Annotated in this window: 20 protein-coding genes; 6 read left to right on the top strand and 14 right to left on the bottom strand. The window is 63.3% G+C overall.

Features of this window, described 5'->3' with window-relative positions; all coding sequences use genetic code 11:
• Window positions 1-69 precede the first annotated feature (69 nt).
• Both AAGW05_RS03670 and AAGW05_RS03665 read left to right on the top strand, forming a co-directional pair.
• Complete coding sequence (locus AAGW05_RS03670; RefSeq protein ID WP_411803109.1) at window positions 70-747, top strand: TetR/AcrR family transcriptional regulator; 678 nt, start codon at window positions 70-72, stop codon at window positions 745-747.
• Window positions 744-2,468, top strand: coding sequence for an MDR family MFS transporter (locus AAGW05_RS03665; RefSeq protein ID WP_411803108.1), 1,725 nt, complete (start codon window positions 744-746; stop codon window positions 2,466-2,468). The genes AAGW05_RS03670 and AAGW05_RS03665 overlap by 4 nt, the downstream gene beginning before the upstream one ends.
• Before the next feature lie 247 nt (window positions 2,469-2,715).
• Here AAGW05_RS03665 and AAGW05_RS03660 read toward each other — a convergent pair whose 3' ends face one another.
• Together AAGW05_RS03660 and AAGW05_RS03655 are read right to left on the bottom strand one after the other, a co-directional pair.
• Window positions 2,716-3,186 carry an NUDIX hydrolase gene (locus tag AAGW05_RS03660; protein ID WP_411803107.1) on the bottom strand — a complete coding sequence of 157 codons (471 nt, stop codon included), beginning with the start codon at window positions 3,184-3,186 and terminating at the stop codon, window positions 2,716-2,718.
• A 57-nt stretch (window positions 3,187-3,243) separates the two neighbouring features.
• Window positions 3,244-3,756: a prepilin peptidase gene (locus AAGW05_RS03655; RefSeq protein WP_411803106.1), complete on the bottom strand. Its 513-nt coding sequence runs from the start codon at window positions 3,754-3,756 to the stop codon at window positions 3,244-3,246.
• Window positions 3,757-3,822: 66 nt separating this feature from the next.
• On the opposite strand from AAGW05_RS03655, the gene AAGW05_RS03650 reads away from it, so the two are divergent.
• Entirely contained in the window at window positions 3,823-4,662 is an 840-nt protein-coding gene (locus AAGW05_RS03650) for a hypothetical protein (RefSeq protein ID WP_411803105.1), read from the top strand.
• A 119-nt stretch (window positions 4,663-4,781) separates the two neighbouring features.
• Here AAGW05_RS03650 and AAGW05_RS03645 read toward each other — a convergent pair whose 3' ends face one another.
• From AAGW05_RS03645 to AAGW05_RS03635, 3 genes are all read right to left on the bottom strand, one after another.
• Entirely contained in the window at window positions 4,782-6,125 is a 1,344-nt protein-coding gene (locus tag AAGW05_RS03645; RefSeq protein ID WP_411803104.1) for a PhoH family protein, read from the bottom strand.
• Between the two features lie 167 nt (window positions 6,126-6,292).
• The gene (locus AAGW05_RS03640; RefSeq protein ID WP_411803103.1) at window positions 6,293-6,967 is read right to left on the bottom strand and encodes a YoaK family protein; all 675 of its coding nucleotides are present in this window, start codon (window positions 6,965-6,967) and stop codon (window positions 6,293-6,295) included.
• Window positions 6,968-6,978: 11 nt separating this feature from the next.
• The gene (locus AAGW05_RS03635; protein WP_411803102.1) at window positions 6,979-7,761 is read right to left on the bottom strand and encodes an isoprenyl transferase; all 783 of its coding nucleotides are present in this window, start codon (window positions 7,759-7,761) and stop codon (window positions 6,979-6,981) included.
• 154 nt (window positions 7,762-7,915) lie between these two features.
• Between AAGW05_RS03635 and trhA the strand changes: the two genes are divergently transcribed.
• On the top strand, window positions 7,916-8,566 hold the full coding sequence (gene trhA, locus AAGW05_RS03630) for a PAQR family membrane homeostasis protein TrhA (RefSeq protein WP_411803101.1): 651 nt from the start codon (window positions 7,916-7,918) through the stop codon (window positions 8,564-8,566).
• Between the two features lie 118 nt (window positions 8,567-8,684).
• Here the strand turns inward: trhA and AAGW05_RS03625 are convergent, their stop codons facing one another.
• From AAGW05_RS03625 to mca, 6 genes are all read right to left on the bottom strand, one after another.
• Window positions 8,685-9,896, bottom strand: coding sequence for an ABC transporter permease (locus tag AAGW05_RS03625; RefSeq protein ID WP_411803100.1), 1,212 nt, complete (start codon window positions 9,894-9,896; stop codon window positions 8,685-8,687).
• Window positions 9,893-10,705 carry an ABC transporter ATP-binding protein gene (locus AAGW05_RS03620; protein ID WP_411803099.1) on the bottom strand — a complete coding sequence of 271 codons (813 nt, stop codon included), beginning with the start codon at window positions 10,703-10,705 and terminating at the stop codon, window positions 9,893-9,895. The genes AAGW05_RS03625 and AAGW05_RS03620 overlap by 4 nt, the downstream gene beginning before the upstream one ends.
• A 2-nt stretch (window positions 10,706-10,707) precedes the next feature.
• Window positions 10,708-11,787 carry a hypothetical protein gene (locus AAGW05_RS03615; RefSeq protein WP_411803098.1) on the bottom strand — a complete coding sequence of 360 codons (1,080 nt, stop codon included), beginning with the start codon at window positions 11,785-11,787 and terminating at the stop codon, window positions 10,708-10,710.
• 101 nt (window positions 11,788-11,888) lie between these two features.
• Window positions 11,889-14,129 (bottom strand): thioredoxin domain-containing protein, encoded by a 2,241-nt coding sequence (locus AAGW05_RS03610; protein ID WP_411803097.1) that lies wholly within the window; start codon window positions 14,127-14,129, stop codon window positions 11,889-11,891.
• Window positions 14,126-14,497, bottom strand: a complete 372-nt coding sequence (locus AAGW05_RS03605) for a hypothetical protein (protein WP_411803096.1) — start codon at window positions 14,495-14,497, stop codon at window positions 14,126-14,128. Before AAGW05_RS03605 ends, AAGW05_RS03610 begins: the two co-directional genes overlap by 4 nt.
• A 61-nt stretch (window positions 14,498-14,558) precedes the next feature.
• Window positions 14,559-15,482: a mycothiol conjugate amidase Mca gene (gene mca, locus AAGW05_RS03600; RefSeq protein ID WP_411803095.1), complete on the bottom strand. Its 924-nt coding sequence runs from the start codon at window positions 15,480-15,482 to the stop codon at window positions 14,559-14,561.
• A gap of 244 nt (window positions 15,483-15,726) precedes the next feature.
• Between mca and AAGW05_RS03595 the strand changes: the two genes are divergently transcribed.
• Together AAGW05_RS03595 and greA are read left to right on the top strand one after the other, a co-directional pair.
• On the top strand, window positions 15,727-16,098 hold the full coding sequence (locus AAGW05_RS03595) for a DUF4307 domain-containing protein (protein ID WP_411803094.1): 372 nt from the start codon (window positions 15,727-15,729) through the stop codon (window positions 16,096-16,098).
• A 191-nt stretch (window positions 16,099-16,289) separates the two neighbouring features.
• Entirely contained in the window at window positions 16,290-16,781 is a 492-nt protein-coding gene (gene greA, locus AAGW05_RS03590) for a transcription elongation factor GreA (protein WP_411803093.1), read from the top strand.
• Between the two features lie 137 nt (window positions 16,782-16,918).
• Here greA and ilvA read toward each other — a convergent pair whose 3' ends face one another.
• The 3 genes from ilvA to AAGW05_RS03575 form a co-directional block, all read right to left on the bottom strand.
• Entirely contained in the window at window positions 16,919-18,157 is a 1,239-nt protein-coding gene (gene ilvA / locus AAGW05_RS03585; protein WP_411803092.1) for a threonine ammonia-lyase, read from the bottom strand.
• Between the two features lie 88 nt (window positions 18,158-18,245).
• Window positions 18,246-19,463, bottom strand: a complete 1,218-nt coding sequence (locus AAGW05_RS03580) for an AI-2E family transporter (RefSeq protein ID WP_411803091.1) — start codon at window positions 19,461-19,463, stop codon at window positions 18,246-18,248.
• A gap of 112 nt (window positions 19,464-19,575) precedes the next feature.
• Window positions 19,576-20,508: an aldose 1-epimerase family protein gene (locus AAGW05_RS03575; protein ID WP_411803090.1), complete on the bottom strand. Its 933-nt coding sequence runs from the start codon at window positions 20,506-20,508 to the stop codon at window positions 19,576-19,578.
• Window positions 20,509-20,683 lie beyond the last annotated feature (175 nt).

Below are 20,683 nucleotides of genomic sequence, written 5' to 3'. Positions count from 1 at the left end.
AAGGCGTGTGATTAATTCCACACCCCAAACATTTTGCACTCCAGGGTTCATAGTGCAAACTTTTACTTTATGAACGAAAGTGCAAATCCCTGCCAGCCTCAGGGCCTGCGTGCCCGCAAGCGTGAGGCCACCCGTCAGGCCATCACGGCCGAGGCGCGGCATTTCACCGCCGCACAGGGCCTGAACGGCTTCACGATTGAGCAGGTGTGCGAAGAAGTGGGCGTGTCACGCCGGACGTTCTTCAATTACTTCCCGTCCAAGGAAGACGCCATCATCGGCCACCTTCTGGACGAGTTTCCCGCAGATGCCACGGCCGTCTTTCTCGCCGGAGGGGCGTCCGGGAGCGGGGTGGCACGTGGGCCCCACGGCTTGAGCACCACGCTGCTGAGAGATTTGTACAAACTCACCTGCGCCATGGCAGATCACATGGACTTCAGCCGCGACCAGGTCCACGAACTCCTCGCGGCCATGAAAAAAGAACCCCAACTCATGATGAAGATGATGGGTAGCGCCCATGCCCGTGAGCAAGATTTTGCCGAACTTATAGCCCAGCGTGAACATCTGCCCCCGGAAGATCCTGTGGTCCACATGGCCGCAGCCCTGTTTGGCACGTGCGCGCACCGGGCCAGCCAGGCGTTCTTTTCCGAGCAAAACACCCTCCCCTATGGAGATCTGCTCACGGGCAATCTTGTGGCGGCCCAACAACTGTTTACTTTTTCGCTCTTAACTTTCGAAGGAACTGCATGAGTACCGCACTCAAAGCAGGGGAACCGCTCCTGCTCACTCAAAAGAGAATCTGGATTATCTTCTCCGCGCTGATCGCCGGAATGATGCTCTCCAGCCTCGACCAGACCATTGTCTCGACCGCCATGCCCACCATTGTGGGCAAGCTCGGCGGCGTCGCACACCAGACGTGGATCACCACCGCGTACCTGCTGGCCACCACGATCGTGATGCCCATCTACGGCAAGCTGGGCGACATGCTCGGGCGACGGAACTTGTTCCTGGCGGCCATCGCCATCTTCACCCTCGCCTCCATCGGCTGTGCCTTCGCCACCGACTTCTGGGGCTTCGTGATCTTCCGCGCCATCCAGGGTCTAGGCGGCGGCGGCTTGATGATCCTCTCGCAGGCCATCATCGCCGACATTGTCCCCGCCAATGAGCGCGGTAAGTACATGGGCCCGCTGGGCGCCATCTTCGGACTCTCCGCTGTTGCAGGACCCCTGCTGGGCGGCTACTTTGTTGACCACCTGACCTGGGAATGGGCCTTCTACATCAACATTCCCATCGGCATCGCCGCGTTCATCGTCGCGTTCTTCGCCCTGACGCTGCCCTCCAAAAAGGCCACCAGAAAAATTGACTATCTGGGAGTGGTGTTCCTCTCCATCGCCACGACCTGCCTGATCTTCTTCACCGACTTCGGTGGCAAGAGCGACGGCTGGACCTCCCCCACCACCTGGTCGTGGGGCGCCGGACTGATCGCCGCCGTGGCACTGTTCATCTTCACCGAGTCCCGCGCCGAAGATCCCATCATCCCGCTCTCCCTGTTCAAGAACCCGATCTTCTTGAACTCCACGGCGATTGGTTTTGTCCTGGGTATGGGCATGTTCGCCGCCTTGGCCTTCGTTCCAACGTTCCTGCAGATGTCCTCCGGAACCTCCGCAGCGGAATCCGGCCTTCTGATGCTGCCCATGATGGTCGGCCTCATGGGCACCTCCATCTGGTCCGGCATACGCATGTCAAAGACCGGAAAGTACAAGTCGTTCCCGATCATCGGTTCAGTTCTGACCATCATCGCCATGCTGTGGATGACTTCACTGTCGGCCGAGACCCCCATCTGGGTCATCTGTGCGCAACTGTTCGTCTTTGGTGCAGGCCTTGGTTTCATCATGCAGATCGTTGTCATCGTGGTCCAGAACTCGGTCCCTCCGGCCCAGATTGGAACGGCAACGAGCACCAATAACTACTTCCGTGAGGTGGGTTCAGCCCTCGGCGTTGCAGTGTTTGGTGCCATGTTCACCACCCGCTTGGCCGAGTCGCTGACCAAGGTCTTTACGGAGGCTGGCTCCTCATCCGCGGAGGCCGGCAGTTCCATGGCAAGCTTGGATCCCCAGGCGCTGCACCAGCTTCCGCAAGGGGTTCAGGAGGGCATCATCAACGCCTACGCCGACTCCTTGGCCCCCGTGTTCTGGTACCTGATCCCGTTCATGGCGATCGCCTTGGTGCTGGCCATCTTCATGAAGGTCATCCCCCTTTCGGACACCTCAGGCATGGTTGCCCGCGGCGAAGCCATTGGCGGGGAGGAAGCCGAGCGCCTTGAGGCCGAACGTTTTGCCGGCAAGCCCGCCGCAGCAGCCTCCTTTTCCGACTCTGGGGACTTTTCCCACCCTGGGGACGCAGCCGGCGACACCCTGGTGCTGACCCAGGACGGGCCCGGCAAGGGGAGTCATGGATTACGACACCATTGAATTGGCGGTGGGTGCGGTGATGGTGCTAGTGCCCATCGTGGCGGTGGCGGCAGCTGGCATGTGGTGCTTGGAAAAGCCGGAGCGGCGCCTGCCCTGGTTTTTCTTTCTCGGGCCTGCGGGGAATGTTCATGGTGTTCGGTGCCATGGCCGGTGGCGCCGTGGGCGTGGTGACCTCGATGGTGCTTTGCGCGGCGAATTTGCTCCGCCAGCACATCCAAAGGCCACGGCCGAACAGCGCCCGCGGGGCCTAGCGCTCGAAGTGGGGTTCACCGTCGAACGCGAGGGCGCGCTGGATACACGCGAGATGGCCGGGGCGAAGCGGCGGAAGATCCTCGATCGCGAACCAGGCAACGGCGAGGGATTCGTCGTCGTTCACTCGGGCGGTTCCACTGACATGGCGGGCGATGAACTCGATGTTCAAAAAATCGCACACGTCACCGTTGGGGAACGTGACAGGACCTACCGCGGCCACGCCGATCAGATGGTCGATCCTCGCTACGACAGCGGTTTCCTCGAAGATTTCACGCACCATTCCCGGGCCGGGCTCCTCCCCTGGTTCAAGGATGCCGGTGATGAGCGCCCAGCCACCGGTGTCTGAACGTTCGCCCAAAAGGACACGGCCGGCGTCGTCGAATACAACGGCACGCACGCCGGGCAGCCAGAGCGGGTCGTGGCCTATTTTTTCACGGAGCTTGACAATGAATTCAGGGGATCCCATAGATTCAGCCTAGCGCCGCGGCACGCGTGCAGGGGCCGGGGCCGGGGCCGGGGCCGGTCAGGCTACCGGGACCAGGAGCATGGTGGCCAGCGTCCCTGCCAGCATCGACGGGCCAAAAGGAATGGCGGTCTTCGCTGTCCCGCGCCGGGTGGCGATGAGGGTGATGCCCCACAGCCCGCCGACAACGAAACCGGCAGCCACGCCCACCAGAACGTGCTGCCAGCCAAGGAAGCCCAGAAACAAGCCCAGGACACCGGCCAATTTCACGTCCCCAAATCCCATTCCCGCTGGGTACAGCACCCACAATAACCAGTAGAGGGCGCCCATAGCCACGGCACCACCCAAGGCTACGGCCGCGTACATGGGCATCCCGGCTGCGAGTGCTGCCGCCAGCAGCAGAGCCCCGGCGATGGGGTACGCGGGCAGCACATAGCGGTTAGGCAGGGTGTGGGTGTGGATGTCGATGATGCTCAGCACCACCGCGAGCCAGATGAGGTACGCTGTGGCCGCGAGCGTGAACAGGAGCGCAGGGGTGCTGCTATCCCAAAAGTCCAACAGTCGCGTGACCATAGAGCGATGCTACGCCATTGCCCGCCGGCCCGGGCGGTTCTGCCAGCCCGGGGCTAAGCTGAGGACATGAGCACGCCCGCCTACACTTTCTCCTACAGCGTCGATACTTTTCGCCACATTTGCCGGTCGTCACCCTGGCGCTGGCAGACGGCCCGGTTTGAGCTGCGCCGTATGCTTTCCACCACGGCCGACGCCGGTGCAGGCACCGCCCAGCAGAGCCCTGCCGAGGGAGAATCCACCCCTGTCACTGGTGTAGGGGCCGTGGAGTCCACGCTGTCGTTGAACTGCTGGGTCCGCCGCCCTGGCGCCCTGCGGGTTGAGACCTTGGATGGCCAACTGCTAGCCAGCACCACCCGGATCAACGAGTCACGGGATTCCCTGTTCATCAGTGGCAGCCGCAAGCCCTGGTTGCTCCAGCCGGCCCTGGTCAATCCTGTCAAGGACGCCCATGGATTTGTAGTGCGCCGCCCGGAAGCCCGCTATGGTGAACCCGCCTACGGCTCGGGGCGGGCTGCGGCCGCCCTTGACCCGGTGGAGCTGGCTGGCGAGCGACCCGTTCCCCTTGAAGCCCCTTTTGCCAACGTTGCAGAAATAGCAGACATCGCCGCAGTGCGGCACCACGGGCGTGCCGCACTCGAGGCGGTGCTGACACCCAACGCCAGCTACCGGCCGCTCTTTGCCGACGCACCCTTGCTATCGCCGGGCCGCACCGCCGTCCGCATCGATCTGGACACGGGCATTTGTGTGGCATCGCAGTCACTTGACGGACCCACAGCCGGCTCCGGCCACGAGATAGTGCTTCTGGGCATTGACGAGTACATGCTCGATGACCTTTTTGAGGAGGTCAGCATGGGTCTGACTGACGTGCGGGCGCACATCCCCTGGAACCTTGGCCCCGACTCCTAACCCTTGACTGCCCCGCCCCGAACCCTCCCCGAGCCCTGAACCCCGCCCGAACGTACAGTTGATTGCAATGTTCGCGCGAAACACTGCCATCAACTGTACGTTCGGGCGGGGGCGAGGGATCAGATCTCGACCCGCTCGAGCAACTCGGTCACCAAGGCGGCAATGGGAGAGCGTTCGGATCGGGTGAGGGTCACATGTCCAAAGAGCGGATGGCCCTTAAGCGTTTCAACAACGGCCACCACCCCGTCATGGCGCCCCACGCGCAGATTGTCCCGCTGGGCGACGTCGTGGGTCAAAACAATCTTGGACCGCTGGCCAATGCGGCTCATGACTGTCAGCAGCACGTTCTTCTCCAACGATTGTGCTTCATCGACAATCACAAACGAATCGTGCAATGACCGGCCGCGGATGTGCGTCAGGGGCAGCACCTCCAAGAGGCCCCGTGCCATGATCTCGTCCATGAGGGCTTCGGACACCACCGAGCCGAGGGTGTCGAACACCGCCTGCGCCCAGGGGTTCATCTTTTCACTCTCGGAACCGGGCAGGTACCCCAGCTCCTGCCCTCCCACGGCGTACAGAGGCCGGAAAACCACCACCTTTCGGTGCTCGTTACGCTCAAGGACGGCCTCGAGCCCCGCGCACAAGGCCAGGGCGCTCTTGCCGGTGCCTGCCCGTCCGCCGAGGGAAACGATGCCGACCTCGGGGTCCAGGAGCAGGTCCAGTGCCAGCCGCTGTTCGGCCGAGCGGCCATGCAGGCCAAAAACCTCCCTATCACCGCGCACCAGGCGCACCTGCTGGTCGGCACCCACCCGGCCCAAGGCGGAGCCCCTGTTGCTGGTGATGACCAGGGAAGTGTTCACGGGCAGCACGGACGCTTCGGGGATGGGCACCGGCTCGTGATTGTACAAGGCTGCCATCTCCGCTTCGGTGGCGTCGATTTCATCCACTCCCGTCCAGCCGGAGTCCTGGACCAGCTCGTTGCGGTATTCCTGGGCAGCCAGCCCCAGTGCCGATGCCTTGACGCGCATGGGCACGTCCTTGGACACCACTGTGACGTTGTGTCCGTCATTGGCGAGGTTCTTGGCCACGGCAAGGATGCGCGAATCATTATCGGTGCCTCGCATTCCCGTCGGCAGGACATCGAAGGACACGTGATTGAGTTCCACTCGGAACGTCCCGCCGTCGGGCCCCAGGGGAACGGGGGACGCCAGCCCGCCATGTTCGAGCCGAAGGTCGTCAAGCAGGCGCAGTGCGGTGCGGGCAAAGTACCCCAGCTCGGGATCATGGCGCTTGGCCTCCAGCTCGGAGACGACGACGATCGGCACCACCACCTGATGTTCGGCAAAACGTGTGATGGCCCGCGGATCTGAGAGTAGCACCGAGGTGTCAATGACGTAGGTGCGCAAGGCCGACGCGGTGTGCCGGCTTGATGAATGCTGCTCTAGGTTTCTGGTGTCGACCACGTCTGCTCCAGCCCTCCGGAGCGCAAGCGCGTCCGGATTCCAATCGGTACGTCGGGCGGAGTTGCCCTCCGTTACGCCCAAATTACGCCTTATTCGGGCACTGTCGGTGCGCCACGCCCGACGCACAGGTGAACGTCTGGCAACCTTTGGACAAACGCTCTGCCGCCTCAGCCTGTACCGTTGAGCGGACGCGCACCTGGCGTGACCTGGAACTCGCGGCCGTTGACAACAACAGCAAGCGCCAATAGGGCAACGGCAATCCACAGCGCGTTCAGGTCCACGGCAAGGTAGGCAAAGCCGCCGACGATCGATCCTGTCGTCAGCGACAGCCAAAGCAGCGCATACCGCCGCCATAGCCCCCTGTCGCCACCGGTCAGGGCGCTGGCAAGGTGCTGGCCCATCTTCACCAGCGTGCCCGTCATATACGTCAGGCCAATGCTGACTTCACCGTCGCGCTCAAAGACAACGTTCTCGGCCCCCATCGCCAATGCCATGACGGCCGGTGCAGCCCAGCCGCCAATGCCTAGTTCAAAAAGTACGACGGCGGACGCCAGCGCCGCCGTCACGTACAGCAGGACTGCCATGCGTTTGCGGGACGGGACGAGTCTGCGCAGGATCGCGGCGCTCACCACGCCCACCAAGAAGGCGGCCACGAGCCCGAAAGCCATCGCGAAGCCGCTCCAGTTGCCCTCGGCGAGGGCCGTCGCACCGCGGGTTGAATTTCCACTCATGAAGGAGACAAAGTACCCGCCAAGGTGGATGAACCCCACCGCGTCAATGAATCCGGCCGCGCCCGACAGGACGGCGGCCAGCATGATTTCGCTACGGCGGTGGCTCTGCACGGGGTGCTGCCCTAACTGCCAAACCGGCGGCTGCGGCCTGCATAGTCCCGCAACGCACGTAGGAAGTCGATTTTCCTGAAAGCTGGCCAGAGTGCTTCACAAAAGTAAAACTCGCTGTAGGCGCTTTGCCACATCAGGAATCCCGACAGCCGCTGTTCCCCGGAGGTACGAATGACCAGGTCGGGATCGGGCTGGCCGCGGGTGTAGAGGAATTTGGAGATGTCATCGACTGTGAGGGTGTCGGCAACCTCGTCGATGGTGCGCCCCGCGGTGTCAGCCTCGCGCAGGAGCTCGCGGACGGCGTCGACGATTTCGCGGCGTCCGCCGTAGCCGATGGCCATGTTGACGTGAATGCGTTCCTTGGCAGGCACGCGGGCAGTCAGGGAGGAAAGCCGTGCGGCCAGGTAGTCGGGCAGCAGTTCGGGGGCACCCATGGCATGGACGCTGATGTCGGCGTCGGCGTCGAGCAGGTCAAGGGTGTTAGCGATGATACCCATGAGCTCATCCAGCTCTTCGGGCGAGCGGCTCATGTTGTCGGTAGAAAGCATGTACAACGTGACGACCTTGACGCCAAGGTCCTGACACCAGCCCAAAAACTCAAGGATCTTATCTGCGCCCGCTTGGTGACCTTCGCTCGTGGGTGCGTTGAACTGCTTCGCCCAGCGGCGGTTTCCGTCAACCATGACGCCGATGTGGCCGGGGGCGGTGGTGGGATCAAGCGACCTCGTCAGGCGCCGTTCGTAGTAGTTGTACAACAGCTTGGGCATCCGCAATGAGACGGTGGGCAACCGCATAAGAGTGCACCGTACCTTTGCGAATTGTGGCCCTGCGGCCTGAGAATATTGCTAGCTCTAGATTACCCGCCCGGACCTCGAATTCTCGCCAATCCGACCAGACAAGGACGTTATTGGAAAGTAGCGTACCCGGGTCCGGGGTTATGATTTTCCCATGCATGCCCTCCCCGAAGCCGAATTCAAACCGTCATGGCGGGGCTGGCTGCACGCCGGCACGGCACCCATAGTCCTGGTGGCCGGGGTCATTCTTGTGGCGCTCGCACCCACCACGGCAGCCAAGGTCACCTGCGCCATCTACGTAACGACGGGCGTACTTCTTTTTAGCACCAGTGCGCTATATCACCGCGGGAACTGGTCGCCGAAAGCCAGGGCCACGCTCAAGCGGCTCGACCACAGCAACATCATGCTCGTCATCGCAGGTTCCTACACACCCCTGTCCTACCTGATGCTGCCACGACCCACTGCCACCTTGTTATTGTGGATGATCTGGATTGGCGCGCTGGCCGGGGTCCTGTTCCGGGTCCTGTGGGTCCGCGCCCCCCGCTGGCTGTACGTCCCCATCTATGTGCTGCTAGGCATCACTGCCGTGTTCTTCCTCCCGGAGTTTTGGGCCGCCGGGGCCCTGCCTACGCTGCTCATTTGCTTTGGCGGCGTCATGTACATTGCGGGTGCCGTCATCTACGGGATCAAAAAACCCAACTTCAGCCGCAGTCACTTTGGCTTCCACGAGCTGTTCCATGCACTCACGGTTGCCGCCTTCGCCACCCACTTCCTCGCGGTCGTCGTGGTGGTTTTCGCAGCCTAAACAGGCCACGGCGTCCTCGAGAGCGCAGATAACGTCGTTATGCAGCCACACATCGGCACATAACGACGTTATCTGGACACTGGCGGGCCGCCTCGGAGGATCGGGCCGCCTCGGAGCCCTAGAACCTGATCGCGTCGATGACCTTGACGCGTATGGCGACAAGGGCAGGGATGGCTCCCGCCAACGCGCCCACCAGCACCGCCGAGCCAAGACCGAGCAGCGCAGCCTCCACCGGGAAAGCAGGATAGATGTCAAGGCCAGGTGCGATCTTTGATTCAACGAACGGGTGCTTCACGATGGCAACCGCCAGCATGACACCTACAGCACCTGCCACCGTCGTGCCAACCACAGACTCCATCATCACACCGGTGAAAATCCGCCCCGAAGTGGCCCCAAAGCTGCGCCGGATGCCAATCTCGCGCACCCTGTAACGGACGGTGACCATTGATATGTTCAGCAGCCCGACGGCGCCCAGCAAAAGGATCAGCGCTGCGATGCCCGACACCATGAGCTGAACCATCGCGAACGGGTCGCCATACGCCGCGTAGTCGCTGCGGTACACGCTGACCTGGGCCCCCGGCAGCTGTTGGGCCAGGTCTGAGTTCAACACCGACACGAGTTCTTCGGCCATTGCCGTCGGAACCCAAATACGCAATTCCTGCCCCGGTCCCCCGCCCCACGGATCCGCACCGACGCCCACGGACTTCGCCGCCTGGGTCAGCATGAATCCCTGCGGCATGGCGTCCGGATACTGGTTGGGCATCACCCCGATGATTACGGCCGTCGCATTGGGACTGCCCACCAACGTGACCTGCGGCTGGGTTGTGAGGTTCGGCCGTCCGGCAGCGGAGTAAAACGCGTCATTCACGACGACGGCGGGAGCCATCCGGTCTGCGTCGTCCGCGGCAAACCAAGCCCCTTCGGAGACGTCGACCCTGTGGATCTCACCATAGGGAGGGTCCACAACCGTCAACTCCACGCCCTGCACCCCGTTCGGGAACTGGAAGCGGCCCTGGGCCCGCGAAACATGCGATGCGTGGGTGAAGCCGTAGCGCTGGACAACCCCGTCAAGGACCCTGGCTGTCCGGGCACTATCTGGAATGAGCGCGCTGCCGGGGTCCGCATAGACCGAGACCGTCAGCGTTGCCTCACGGCCGCCGTTTCGTTCGGAATCAAGGCGCATGCCCTCACGGGCCAGGTTGCCCACGCCCACAACCGTGGTCAGCACGGCAACTGACAGGGCGACGCCGATCAGGGCCAGCAGGACGCGGGTCTTGTGGATGCGCAGTTCGGACCAGGCCTCGATGATGGTTGAGATGAATGCTGTCACGCGCCAACCTCCGCAAGGGTCGCTGACGGCTCCACGCCGTCGGTCGCTGAGAGGGCGCCGGCATCCAGCCGGAACCGGGTGCGGGCCCGTGCTGCCACGCTGAGGTCATGCGTGATGGTCACCAGTGCCGCCCCTGATTCAGTGGCGATGGTGTCAAGGAGGTCCATGACGACCTGGCCCGTCTCCACATCGAGGGCTCCCGTGGGTTCATCGGCAAGGATCAGCCGCGGCCTGCGGACCAGCGCGCGGGCAATGGCCACGCGCTGCTGTTCACCGCCGGACAGCATGTGCGGCTGGGTGCCGGCGCGGGCTGAAAGTCCAACCCTGTCAAGCATTTCCATGGCAATCTCACTGCGGCGCCAAAATTCCCTCCGCCCCGCATACATCAGCGGCGTCATGACGTTTTCCAGGGCAGTGCGCCCAGGCAGCAGGTTGAACTGCTGGAACACGAACCCGATGCTTGAGCCGCGGAGTTTGGCACGGGTGTTGTTGCGCAGCTTTTCAACGGGTGTTCCGTCAAAAAGCATCTGTCCGCTGCTGGGCACGTCGAGCAGGCCTAGGATGTTCAGAAGCGTGGATTTGCCGCAGCCTGAGCGGCCAACGATCGCCGTGTGGTCACCCACCCGCACCTGCAGGTCGATGCCACGGAGGATGTGCAGCTTTTCGTCGTCGGGCAGCAGCACGGTCCTTGTGACATTGCGGAGGTCCACGAGCGGCGGGTTGGCGCCGCTGCTTTCGCTCTCCAGGACGCTGTCCAGGTCGCTGCCTTCGGGGATGTCATCGTCTTTGTCGGCAAATATGCTTGTCATGTTCAGCCGCCCATCTGGCCGAAACCGGCCATCTGCCCCTCGGGCACCACGGCGTCAACGCCGGGCACGAATTCCAGGACGGGCTCACCCTCAGCCAGTCCGGAGGCGATCTCCACCTTCTCGCCGTCGTTCAGGCCGAGCACCACCTTGCGTTCCTCCGGCCGGGTGCTGCCGTCGGCAGAGGCAATCCACACGACGCCGTTCTGGACGCTGCCCTTCACGGCAGTCAGGGGAAGGGTCAGCACGTCCTTCGCTTCTCCTGCCGTCAGCGTGATGGTTGCACCCAGCCCCGGGAACACTGCCACGTTGGCAGGCACAGCGCAGCTGACCTGGCCGCTGCCGGTTTCGCCCTGGGCACCCCGGCCCATGGCGCCGAGTCCGGCGGCCCCTTCAGGGTTGCCCGAGTCGGGCGTGGCAGGCTTGTTGGGGTTGCTGAGTTTGACGTTCTGGCAGCTAAAGGGCGCAGGTCCGTTGGTGACTGTGCCCGTGGCAGTTGTCGGCTTGCCCAGGAGCCTAAATTGCTGGGCCGTGGTCAACGACCCCGTGATTGAAAATGTGCCGGGCGCGATGGTTCCGACGTTCTCCCCCACGGAAGTTTCCTGGTTCAGCAGCACTGTCAGGGTGTCCAAGGTTCCGGCAGAGGTGGCTAGGACATCTGTGTAGGAGTACACCGGCCCCGGTGCGGGCCGCAGCGCGGGCGGGGCGGCAGGCGTTTCGCCGGCCGGGGCAGGGTCCGCCCGAACGTCGGCCTCGGGTGCCACTTCGCTGCGGATCTGGAAGACCTTCTCGCCCGCAGCAACCTGGGCGCCCTTTTCCACGAAGAAGAAGACAACCTTGCCCGCCGCGGTCGAACGGATCGGCACTGCGGAATCGCTTTGGACCGTGCCGGAAAGGTCAACTGTGTTCGTCACGGTCGCCCGGCTGGCCGCAATGACAGGCGCCTGGATCCGAGCGTTCGGGACAGGCTGTTCGCCCTGGTCCTTGAGCCCGTCGATAAAGGCGATCTTGACCAGTGCCACAGCTATGACACCGAAGATCAGCACCCAGACAATTGGAAAAATTACACGGCGCAGTACACGCATTCCTGTTTCCTTCCGGAATCTCCCCACAGATCCCCGGACGGAGAAGTGTTCTGCACAATCTACCCGATCCGGACACGGCCCCTGTGACGTGTCCCACTTGTTCAGTGCAGCAAGTCCTGCAGTTCTTCAGGTGTTCCGACGGGCCGCGCACACACCATGTGCCGGCACACGTACGCCAGCGCCGTCACTGCGCCGGGCGTGCCGGATCCGGCCGGGTGCCCGCCAGATCGCTCGTCAAGGGATCGTCCCTCAAGCAGCGGAACCGGTGCGGGCCCGGTCCCATCCCACACGGCGATCACCATCCCCGGCGAATCCGAGAGCCAGACACCGCGCAGCAGCCTGTCACGTTCGGGACCGGCCGGGCCGACAACGGCCGTTTCAAGCGGCCCTGCCTTGACTGCCTGCGCGACGCCGAGCAGTCCCCCGGCGGATCTCGGTGCCCGGCGGGAAAGCTCCGGCACGTCGGCGAGCATGCTTCGGGCCATCTCCTTGTGCCGGTGCGATCCTGTGTATGCAGCCCACGAAACAAACGCCCCGGCAAGCAGCGCGACAGGGCTCGCCGTCGCATTGTCGAACGGGTCCGCGTGGCGGGAACCCTGCAGCGGCCCGGCCGACCCGTCACGGGCGCCATGGTTGAAGACCGTGCCTTCGGCAATGAAGTCCTGCTCCAGCGCATCAACCAGCAGGGACGCAAAATCAAACCACCGGGGATTCCCCGTTGCCGCATACAACGTCAAATAGCCTTGGGCACAGGCGGCGTAGTCCTCCAGCAGCCCCTTGATGCCGCGGGTCTTGCCGTCATGCGACACCCTTGATAGTTCCCCGTCCCAATGGACCGTTTGCAAATATTCGCCAAGCTCGACGGCGGACGCAAGGTAGGCGGGTTCCTCCAGCACCATGGCTGCTTCAGCCAGCGCCCCCATGAGCATCGCGTTCCAGGACGCCACCACCTTCTCATCCCGCGCCGGCATCACCCGGCGGGCACGCGCCGCCAGCAGGGCAGGTTTGATCCGCGCCCACTGCAGCCGTTGGCCGGCCGGGAGTGCCCGGCCCGGATTCAGCGGACGCGCAGCGGCATCCCCGAAACCGGCATCGTGGCCACCTGTTCCGGCATCAACGCCCATCGCGGCGGCCACTGCGGCTGCCAGGTCATGGGCGTCGCCGCCGCGGCCCCCGGCTGCCACTTCCCGGGCAACTGTTTCGCGGGCCGCGGACTGCAGCTCGGCCATGGTCCACCGGTAGCTTGCGCCCTCAAAGTGGGCTCCGTCGATGACGGTGTCGGCGTCGAGGGAGGACGCAAAGGCGCCTCCTGGCAGCCGCATTTCGGCCATGAGCCAGGAAATCAGGGCGACAGCCGCATCCCGCGCCTCGACAACCCCCAGAGGGGCCGGCCCGTCGCCGTCGGGCGACGCCCTGCCGCCGTCGGAGGCCTGGGCGAGCCTGATCCAGTGCACAAGCACCTGCAGCAGGGCGGCGTTGTCGTACAGCATTTTCTCGTAGTGGGGCTCGGACCAGTCGGCCGTGACGCTGTAGCGGGAAAATCCGCCGCACAGCTGGTCAAAAAGGGCCGAATGCACCATGGCGCCCAGTGTCCGCCCGACCAGTCCACGTGCCTGTTCGGCAGTTTCGGCACCTGAGGCTGCATGCCGCAGCAGGAATTCCAGGGCCGGGGTGGGCGGAAATTTGGGAGCCTGGCCAAAGCCGCCGTACAGCACATCTTCGGCACGACCGAGCGCAGCAACGGCCGCCACCGCATCAGGGAATTCCTCCTCCGCCTCCACGGCAAGTTCGACGCCGGATGCAGGCACCGCGGCGGGGGAAGCTGGCGCTGCGCCAACCTTCCACAGCGGCTGCGACAGTGTCTCGGCCAGGGAACCGGCAGTCTGTTCAACCTCGGCCCGGCGCTCCGTCCAGGCCTCGTGGACAGCGGCAAGCACCTGCGTGAAGGAGGGACGGCCGGGCACCGGACGTGGCGGGAAATACGTGCCGGCATAGAAGGCCCGGCCGGCAGGTGTGAGGAAAACGCTCATGGGCCAGCCACCCTGTCCGCTCAGCGCCTGGGTGGCCGCCATGTAGGCGTCATCCACGTCGGGACGTTCCTCACGGTCCACCTTGATGGCCACAAAGTGCTCATTCAGGTACGCACCGATGGCGGGGTCCTGGAAAGACTCGTCGGCCATGACATGACACCAATGGCATGCGGCGTACCCCACCGAAAGAAAAATGGGGACATCGCGTGCCGCGGATTCGGCAAAGGCAGCCGCGTCGAAGGGCTGCCAGTTCACCGGATTCTGCGCGTGCTGGCGGAGGTAGGCACTGGGCTCACCTGCCAGCCGGTTCATCGCAGGGGTTGCTTTTCTTCCGGTGCAGCCCCGGCGGAACCGTCCTGCGCATCCTTGTCCAGTACCAAATTTCCGGAGGACTCCGGGACGGGAGCGGCGACCTCGTCGGTCATGATGGGGATGCCCATGTGCTCGGTTGGTCCGTGTGAACCGCCTGCGCGGGTTTCTTCAACTTGCGCCCGGTAGCGAACCCGGCGGATCCGCTTGACCATGTCCCTGATCAGGAAAAACATGATCACCACAATGCTGAAGGTGACGACGAAGCCCAGCAGGCCGGGGGTGATCTGGTCTTCAGTCAATCCCGGGCGCAGGCCTGGCTGCGTGGGGACTGCGGGGTCGGTGGCGGCATTCAAAATCAGTGTGAGCACAATTATTACGTCTTTCGTTTCATCCCCGGCAGGCGTGGTGCCAGCGGGAAACGTCCACTACCTATCGTAGGCCAGCAAACAGGTCATGTTCGGGCTCGGAGGTGGGCACGTGCGATTCAATGAGGGAATAGTCCTCCCACGGCCACACTTTTCGCTGCATTTGCGGGCTCACGGCGAAGAAGAACCCGTTAGGGTCAACCTGGGTTGCGTGCGCACGCAGGGCGGCGTCGCGGGTTTCAAAATAGTCCCCGCAGTCAATCTGTGTGGTTGTCGGGTGCGTGCTTCTCGGCGGGGTGTGGCCCTCAGAGTCGGATTCAAGCCAGGCGGCCAGGCGTTCGGCGTAGGGCGAGGCAAGGCCCGCATCCTCCAGGGCATAGTGCAGGGCACGGAACCGTTGGGGGTTGAAGGCAAGGTCGTAGTACAGCTTTGCGGGCTCCCACGCTTCGCCCGTTCCGGGGTACTTCTGCGGATCCCCGGCGGCGTTGAACGCCTCTACCGTGATCTTGTGGGCCATGATGTGGTCGGGGTGGGGGTAGCCGCCGTTTTCGTCATAGGAAACAATCACCTGCGGCCGGAAGCGGCGGACCAGGCGGACAAGCGGGGCTGCGGCAATCTCCAGCGGCTTGAGCGCGAAGCAATTCACAGGCAGCTCCGGCAGCGGGTCCCCTTCGGGCAGTCCGGAGTCGGTGAAGCCCAGCCACTGGTGCTTGATGCCGAGGATCCTGGCGGCCTTGGCCATTTCCAGGCGGCGGGCCCCTCCCATGTCACGGAGCGAATGCGGGTCGCCCATGAGGGACGGGTTTTGGATGTCGCCCCGCTCCCCGCCGGTGCAGGTGGCAACCATGACGTTGACGCCGGCGGCAACGTAGGAGGCCATCATGGCAGCTCCCTTGCTGGCTTCGTCATCCGGATGGGCATGAACCGCCAAAAGACGCAGCGGCTCCGCTGTCGGGCGCTTGTTGTTCTTGCGCTCATTGGTGTTCACGGAGGTTACCTTCAATTCTTGTGGAACTTTCGTTGCATGGGACCGCGGACGAACCGCAGCCTGGAAGGGCGGGGCAAAAACTCACTACCAAATGAACGCTAAACTTGTCCTAGTCCAGCGCCCCTTTCATTGGGGCGGCCGGCCGCGGCAGCCCGCGGAACAGAAACAAGTGGATGCAGTGACAAATTCTGATTCTTCACCAGCTACCAGCCTAGTCAATCGTTACGGCGCACCCAAGCGGAAGGTGCCCAAAAAAACTCAAAAAATTCTGCTGGCCGTGGCCGCCGTCCTGTCATTGATCTGGATTTTGTGGGCCGTGATCGGCGGCAATACCGGGATCTCCCAAAAGGTTCTCGGCTACAACGTGGTGGATGGCACCCAGACCACCGTTGACCTGGCTGTGACCAAGGACCCAGGGGCCACCGCCGAATGTGCCGTCAAGGCCATGAACGAAAGCTATGCGGTGGTGGGCTGGAAGATCATCACCATCGGCCCGAACGGCAAGGATGCAGGCTCCGAAAACGGCCGCACCACCACGGTGCGCGGAGAGCTGCGCACCGTTTCCCTGGCCGTGACAGGCGTGGTGGACAACTGCTGGATCGTCAAGGCCGCGTAACACTCATCACCCCTGTTCTTGGGTTTATCCGTCTTATTGACTAAAGTGGAAACCATTACCATCTGCCCCGCGAGGCCGGACGTTGAAATTTCAGCGCGTACCTTGTGTATTTCACTTGGATACACTGCCCTGAAGTTTCATCGGACCACCTGCAGCGGGGCCTTTGCTTTTGTACATTCAAGGAGAACTCCGTGACTACCACCAACAGTGCGCCCTCTGCATGGCTGACGCAGGAAGCCTTTGACCGCCTCCAGGTCGAGCTGACCCAGCTGTCAGGACCCGGCCGCGCCGAAATCGTCAGCAAGATCGAACAAGCCCGCCAGGAAGGCGACTTGAAGGAGAACGGCGGCTACCACGCCGCCAAGGATGAGCAGGGCAAGATCGAGGCCCGCATCCGCCAGCTCAGCGAAATGCTGCGCTACGCCCGCGTCGGCGAAGCACCGGCCGATGACGGCATCGTCGAGCAGGGCATGGTGGTTGTCGCCACCATCGCAGGGGACGAAACCACCTTCTTGCTAGGTAGCCGGGAAGTCGGCGCCGGTGACCTTGAGATTTACAGCGAACGCTCCGCACTGGGAGCAGCCATCATGGGTTCCAAGGTGGGCGACAAGCTCAGCTACCTGGCCCCCAACGGCCGGGAAATCCAGGTGGAGATCATCTCCGCCAAGCCGTACGTGGGCTAATAGCCTTTTCAAACCGACCCGCAGCAAACGGCGAAAAATCACGATTTTTACGTGTTTTTCGGCGTTTGCTGCGGGTCGGTTTTTTAAACGGGCCAGGGACGGCGTTGCCGCGCCCGTTTAACGAACTCCGCCGCGGTTTAGTGCACGACGATCGGCTGGAAGCCCTCGGCACGCAGGGCCGTCAGAACCAGCTCGCAGTGCTCATGGCCCTTCGTTTCCAGGTTCACGGTGATTGAGACGTCGCCCATGGAGATGGAGCCGCCCACCCGGGTGTGGTCAACGCCGGTGACGTTGGCATCGTTCTCCGCAATGATGCGCGAGATGGTGGCCAGGGAGCCCGGACGGTCGTTGAGCATCATGCGCACTGTCATGAAGCGCCCCGCGGCAGCCAAACCGCGCTGGATGACCTTGAGCATCAGCATGGGGTCGATGTTGCCTCCGGAGAGGATCACCACGGTGGTGCCGGGGTTTTCAATCTTGCCTTCCATGAGCGCGGCAACGCCGACGGCGCCCGCGGGCTCAACGACCATCTTGGAGCGTTCCAGCAGGAAGATCAGGGCGCGGGCCAGGGAATCTTCGCTGACGGTGATGACATCGTCAACCAGCTCGCGGATGATCGAGAACGGCAGCTGGCCGGGGCGGCCCACGGCAATGCCGTCAGCCATGGTAGAGACCTTCTTCAGCGGCACCAGCGCATCGGCGGCAAGGGAGGGTGGGTATGCGGCGGCGTTTTCGGCCTGGACGCCGATGACCCGGATCTCGCGGCCAAGCTCCTTGGCGCGCGCCTTGACGGCCACGGACACCCCTGCCAGCAGCCCGCCGCCGCCAACACCCATGATGATGGTGTCGACGTTGGGCACCTGGTCAAGGATTTCCAGGCCGATGGTGCCCTGTCCCGACACCACATCCACGTTGTCGAACGGGTGGACGAAGACTGCGCCGCTCTCATTGGCGAAGCGCTCGGCCTCAGCCAGGGATTCGTCAACGTTGAAGCCGTGCAGGACAACCTCGGCGCCGTGACCGCGGGTGGCGGCAAGCTTCGGCAGCGCCACACCAACAGGCATGTAAATCCGTGCCTTAATGCCCAAGGCCTTGGCCGCAACAGCCACGCCCTGCGCGTGGTTTCCGGCGGAGGCGGCCACCACACCCCGTGCGCGTTCCTCGGCGGTGAGCTTTGCCATGCGCACATACGCCCCACGGACCTTGAATGAGCCCGCGCGCTGCAGGTTCTCGCACTTGAGGAAGACCTCGGAGCCCGTGATCCGCCCCAGCGCCCGCGAACTCTCAATGGGCGTCTGCGCAATAATCTCCGTCAACAGCTCCCGAGCCTTTTGGACATCTGCGAGGGTGACGGGGAGATTGCTGGTTGCTTTCACGGTGCTTTTCTCTTTCTCTGGAAAACTACGGTGGAACAGTAACTGGGGACAAAATGGGTGGGGCCGGCGTCCCGAAGGATGCCTGCGGTTACTGTGAAGGCCGGTCGACTGCATCTGCTGCGCCGGCAGCCTCGGTGGTGCCGCCATCAGCGCCAGCAATTGATCCGGCGTCGGGCACCAGCTGGGGCAACCCGTAAACATCGGGCAGGGTTGGATCATTTTCCCAACCCCGGGCTGCAATGTAGCGAATGAAGGAGTTGGCCACGGCCAGCAGCGGAACGGCGAACAGGGCACCGAGGATGCCTGCCACGCCTGATCCGGCGGCAACGGCCAGGATAACGGCCACGGGGTGCAGCGAGACGGCCCGACCCATGATGAACGGCTGCAGGAGGTGGCTTTCGAGCTGCTGAACAAGCAGCACGATTCCGAGCATGATCAGGGCATTGACCCAGCCGTTGGCCACGAGTGCCAGCAACACCGCAACGGCGCCGGTGACGAGGGCACCCACCACGGGGATGAAGGAACCGACGAAGACGAGCACGCCAAGCGGCAGGGCCAGTGGAACCTGGATGATGGCAGCTCCGGCACCAATGCCCACAGCGTCGACGGCGGCCACGAGTATTTGCACCCGGGCGTAGCTGCCCAGTGACTGCCAGCCGCGGCGTGCCGCCCCGTCAATGGCCGGCCGGGCACGGCGCGGGAAGAACTTGACAACGAACGCCCAGATGTCCTGCCCTTCGAGCAGGAAGAAGATCAGGATGAACAGGGTCAGCAGGGCGCCAACGGCAAAGTGGGTGACGCCTGTGCCCACCCCGAGGGCGCTGGAGAAGATCGCGCTGCTGTTATTTTGCAACGCGGCAAGGGCGTCGTTGAGGTACACGGTCAGCTGATCATTGCTCAACCCCAACGGGCCGGCGTTCAACCACTCCTGGACCTGAATCAACCCGGTGAGGGCTTGTTGACTGAGATCTGAGAAGCCCGCCACCATTTGGCGCCCAACAAGGAACAAGGCGCCGATCACCAGCACGATCAGGCCGCCCTCGGCGATCGCTACGCTCAGGCCCTGAGGCACACCGACGCTCTTCATGCCCCTGACCAGCGGCCGCAGCAGCGAGGCCAAAATTGTTGCCACCATGATGGGTATGAGCAGGATAGTGACCTTGCCAAGAAGCCATATCAACATGGCCGAAACGATGAGGATAATGGCCAACCGCCAGGACCAGGCAGCAGCAACCCGCATCCCCACGGGGACGGCGGAAGTTTCGTTCTGGGTGTAGCGCTCTGATTGCTGCTGTGAGGGCGTCATAAACCAATAATTCCCCATCCGGCAAAAATACGTTAACCGGCGTCCATTTCCCGCCGCGGCGGCGCCACCTTGATTGCCGGTGTGGCGCCGCACCCACTCCGTGCTGGGAGCGCTACCCCAGCTGAGATTCAATGCCCCAGTTCATCGTGAAAGACTCCCCCGCCGCCAACCAGCGCAGCCCGTCACCGGAGTTGAAGGCGTTGGCGGGCCCGGTCATGGGTTCCATGGCCACGGCAAGCGAGCGTCCGGGGAATTCGTTGGTGATGTACACGTGGACGTGGCTTACTGTGCCGTCATGCCACAGGCTCACGCTGCGCCCGCCGGGAGCGGACAGCGTGTGCCGGCCAACGCCGTCGTCAGTCACCAGGTCGGTGAAGGCGGTGTCCATGAGTGACTGCGGAACGGGCTTGCCGTTGCGCAGGTCCAGCTTTCCGGAAACCTCGACGGCGCCCATCGGGATCAGTCGGTCATCTGTAGTCAGGGCGGTGTGGGCGTTGACCCGGATGGTCAGGTCCTCGGGTGCCGCCGTGCCGAGCTTGAAGTACGGGTGGGCGCCAAGGACAAAGGGGGCAGGGCCGGCGGAATCGTTGACCAAGGTCTGGGCGACGCGCAGGTCGCCGTTCGCGTCAAGCTCGTAGCGGACCCGGTGGCGGGCCAGGAAGGGGTAGCCGTGCTGCGGGTGGATGACGGCCTCGAGCACAACGTGCGATTCGCTGGTTTCCAATGCCTGGTATCCGGTGTTGCGCAGCAGTCCATGGATGGCGTTGTTGCGCGGAACCTCGGTGATGTCCATCTGCTGGGATGCGCCGTCGAGCATCCACAGCCCACCGTCGATGCGGTTGGCGAAGGGGGCCAGGGTGATTCCCGCTGCGCCCGGCGCGATGGAGTCAAGTGCGTAGCCTTCAACAAGTTCCACCCCCGCCTTCTCGTACTGCCGGATTCCGGCGGCCAGCGAGACAATGATGGCGGTTGCGCCGCCGCGCTGCAGGGTGAATTGTGGACCGGTGGCGGCCCGGATTTCCCGGACCTCAAGGGGAGATGTCATGGGCACCAGAGTACCGCCAATTGATAACGTTACCGTTGATATTGTGCGTCACACTGCTGACATTTGAGACCCCGTAATGTAATATTTTGTTTGAAACTGTTTACTTGCTCGATGCAGGGCTTGTTCCATCCGCAAGTGTTCCGTGTCTATTTTCCGTTGACTGGGTAAGGGGATC

The sequence above is a fragment of the Arthrobacter sp. LAPM80 genome (genome assembly GCF_046736435.1).
Taxonomy (GTDB): Bacteria; Actinomycetota; Actinomycetes; order Actinomycetales; family Micrococcaceae; genus Specibacter.
Note: the sequence above shows the minus strand (reverse complement) of the source record. Positions and strands in the feature narration are given on the sequence as shown.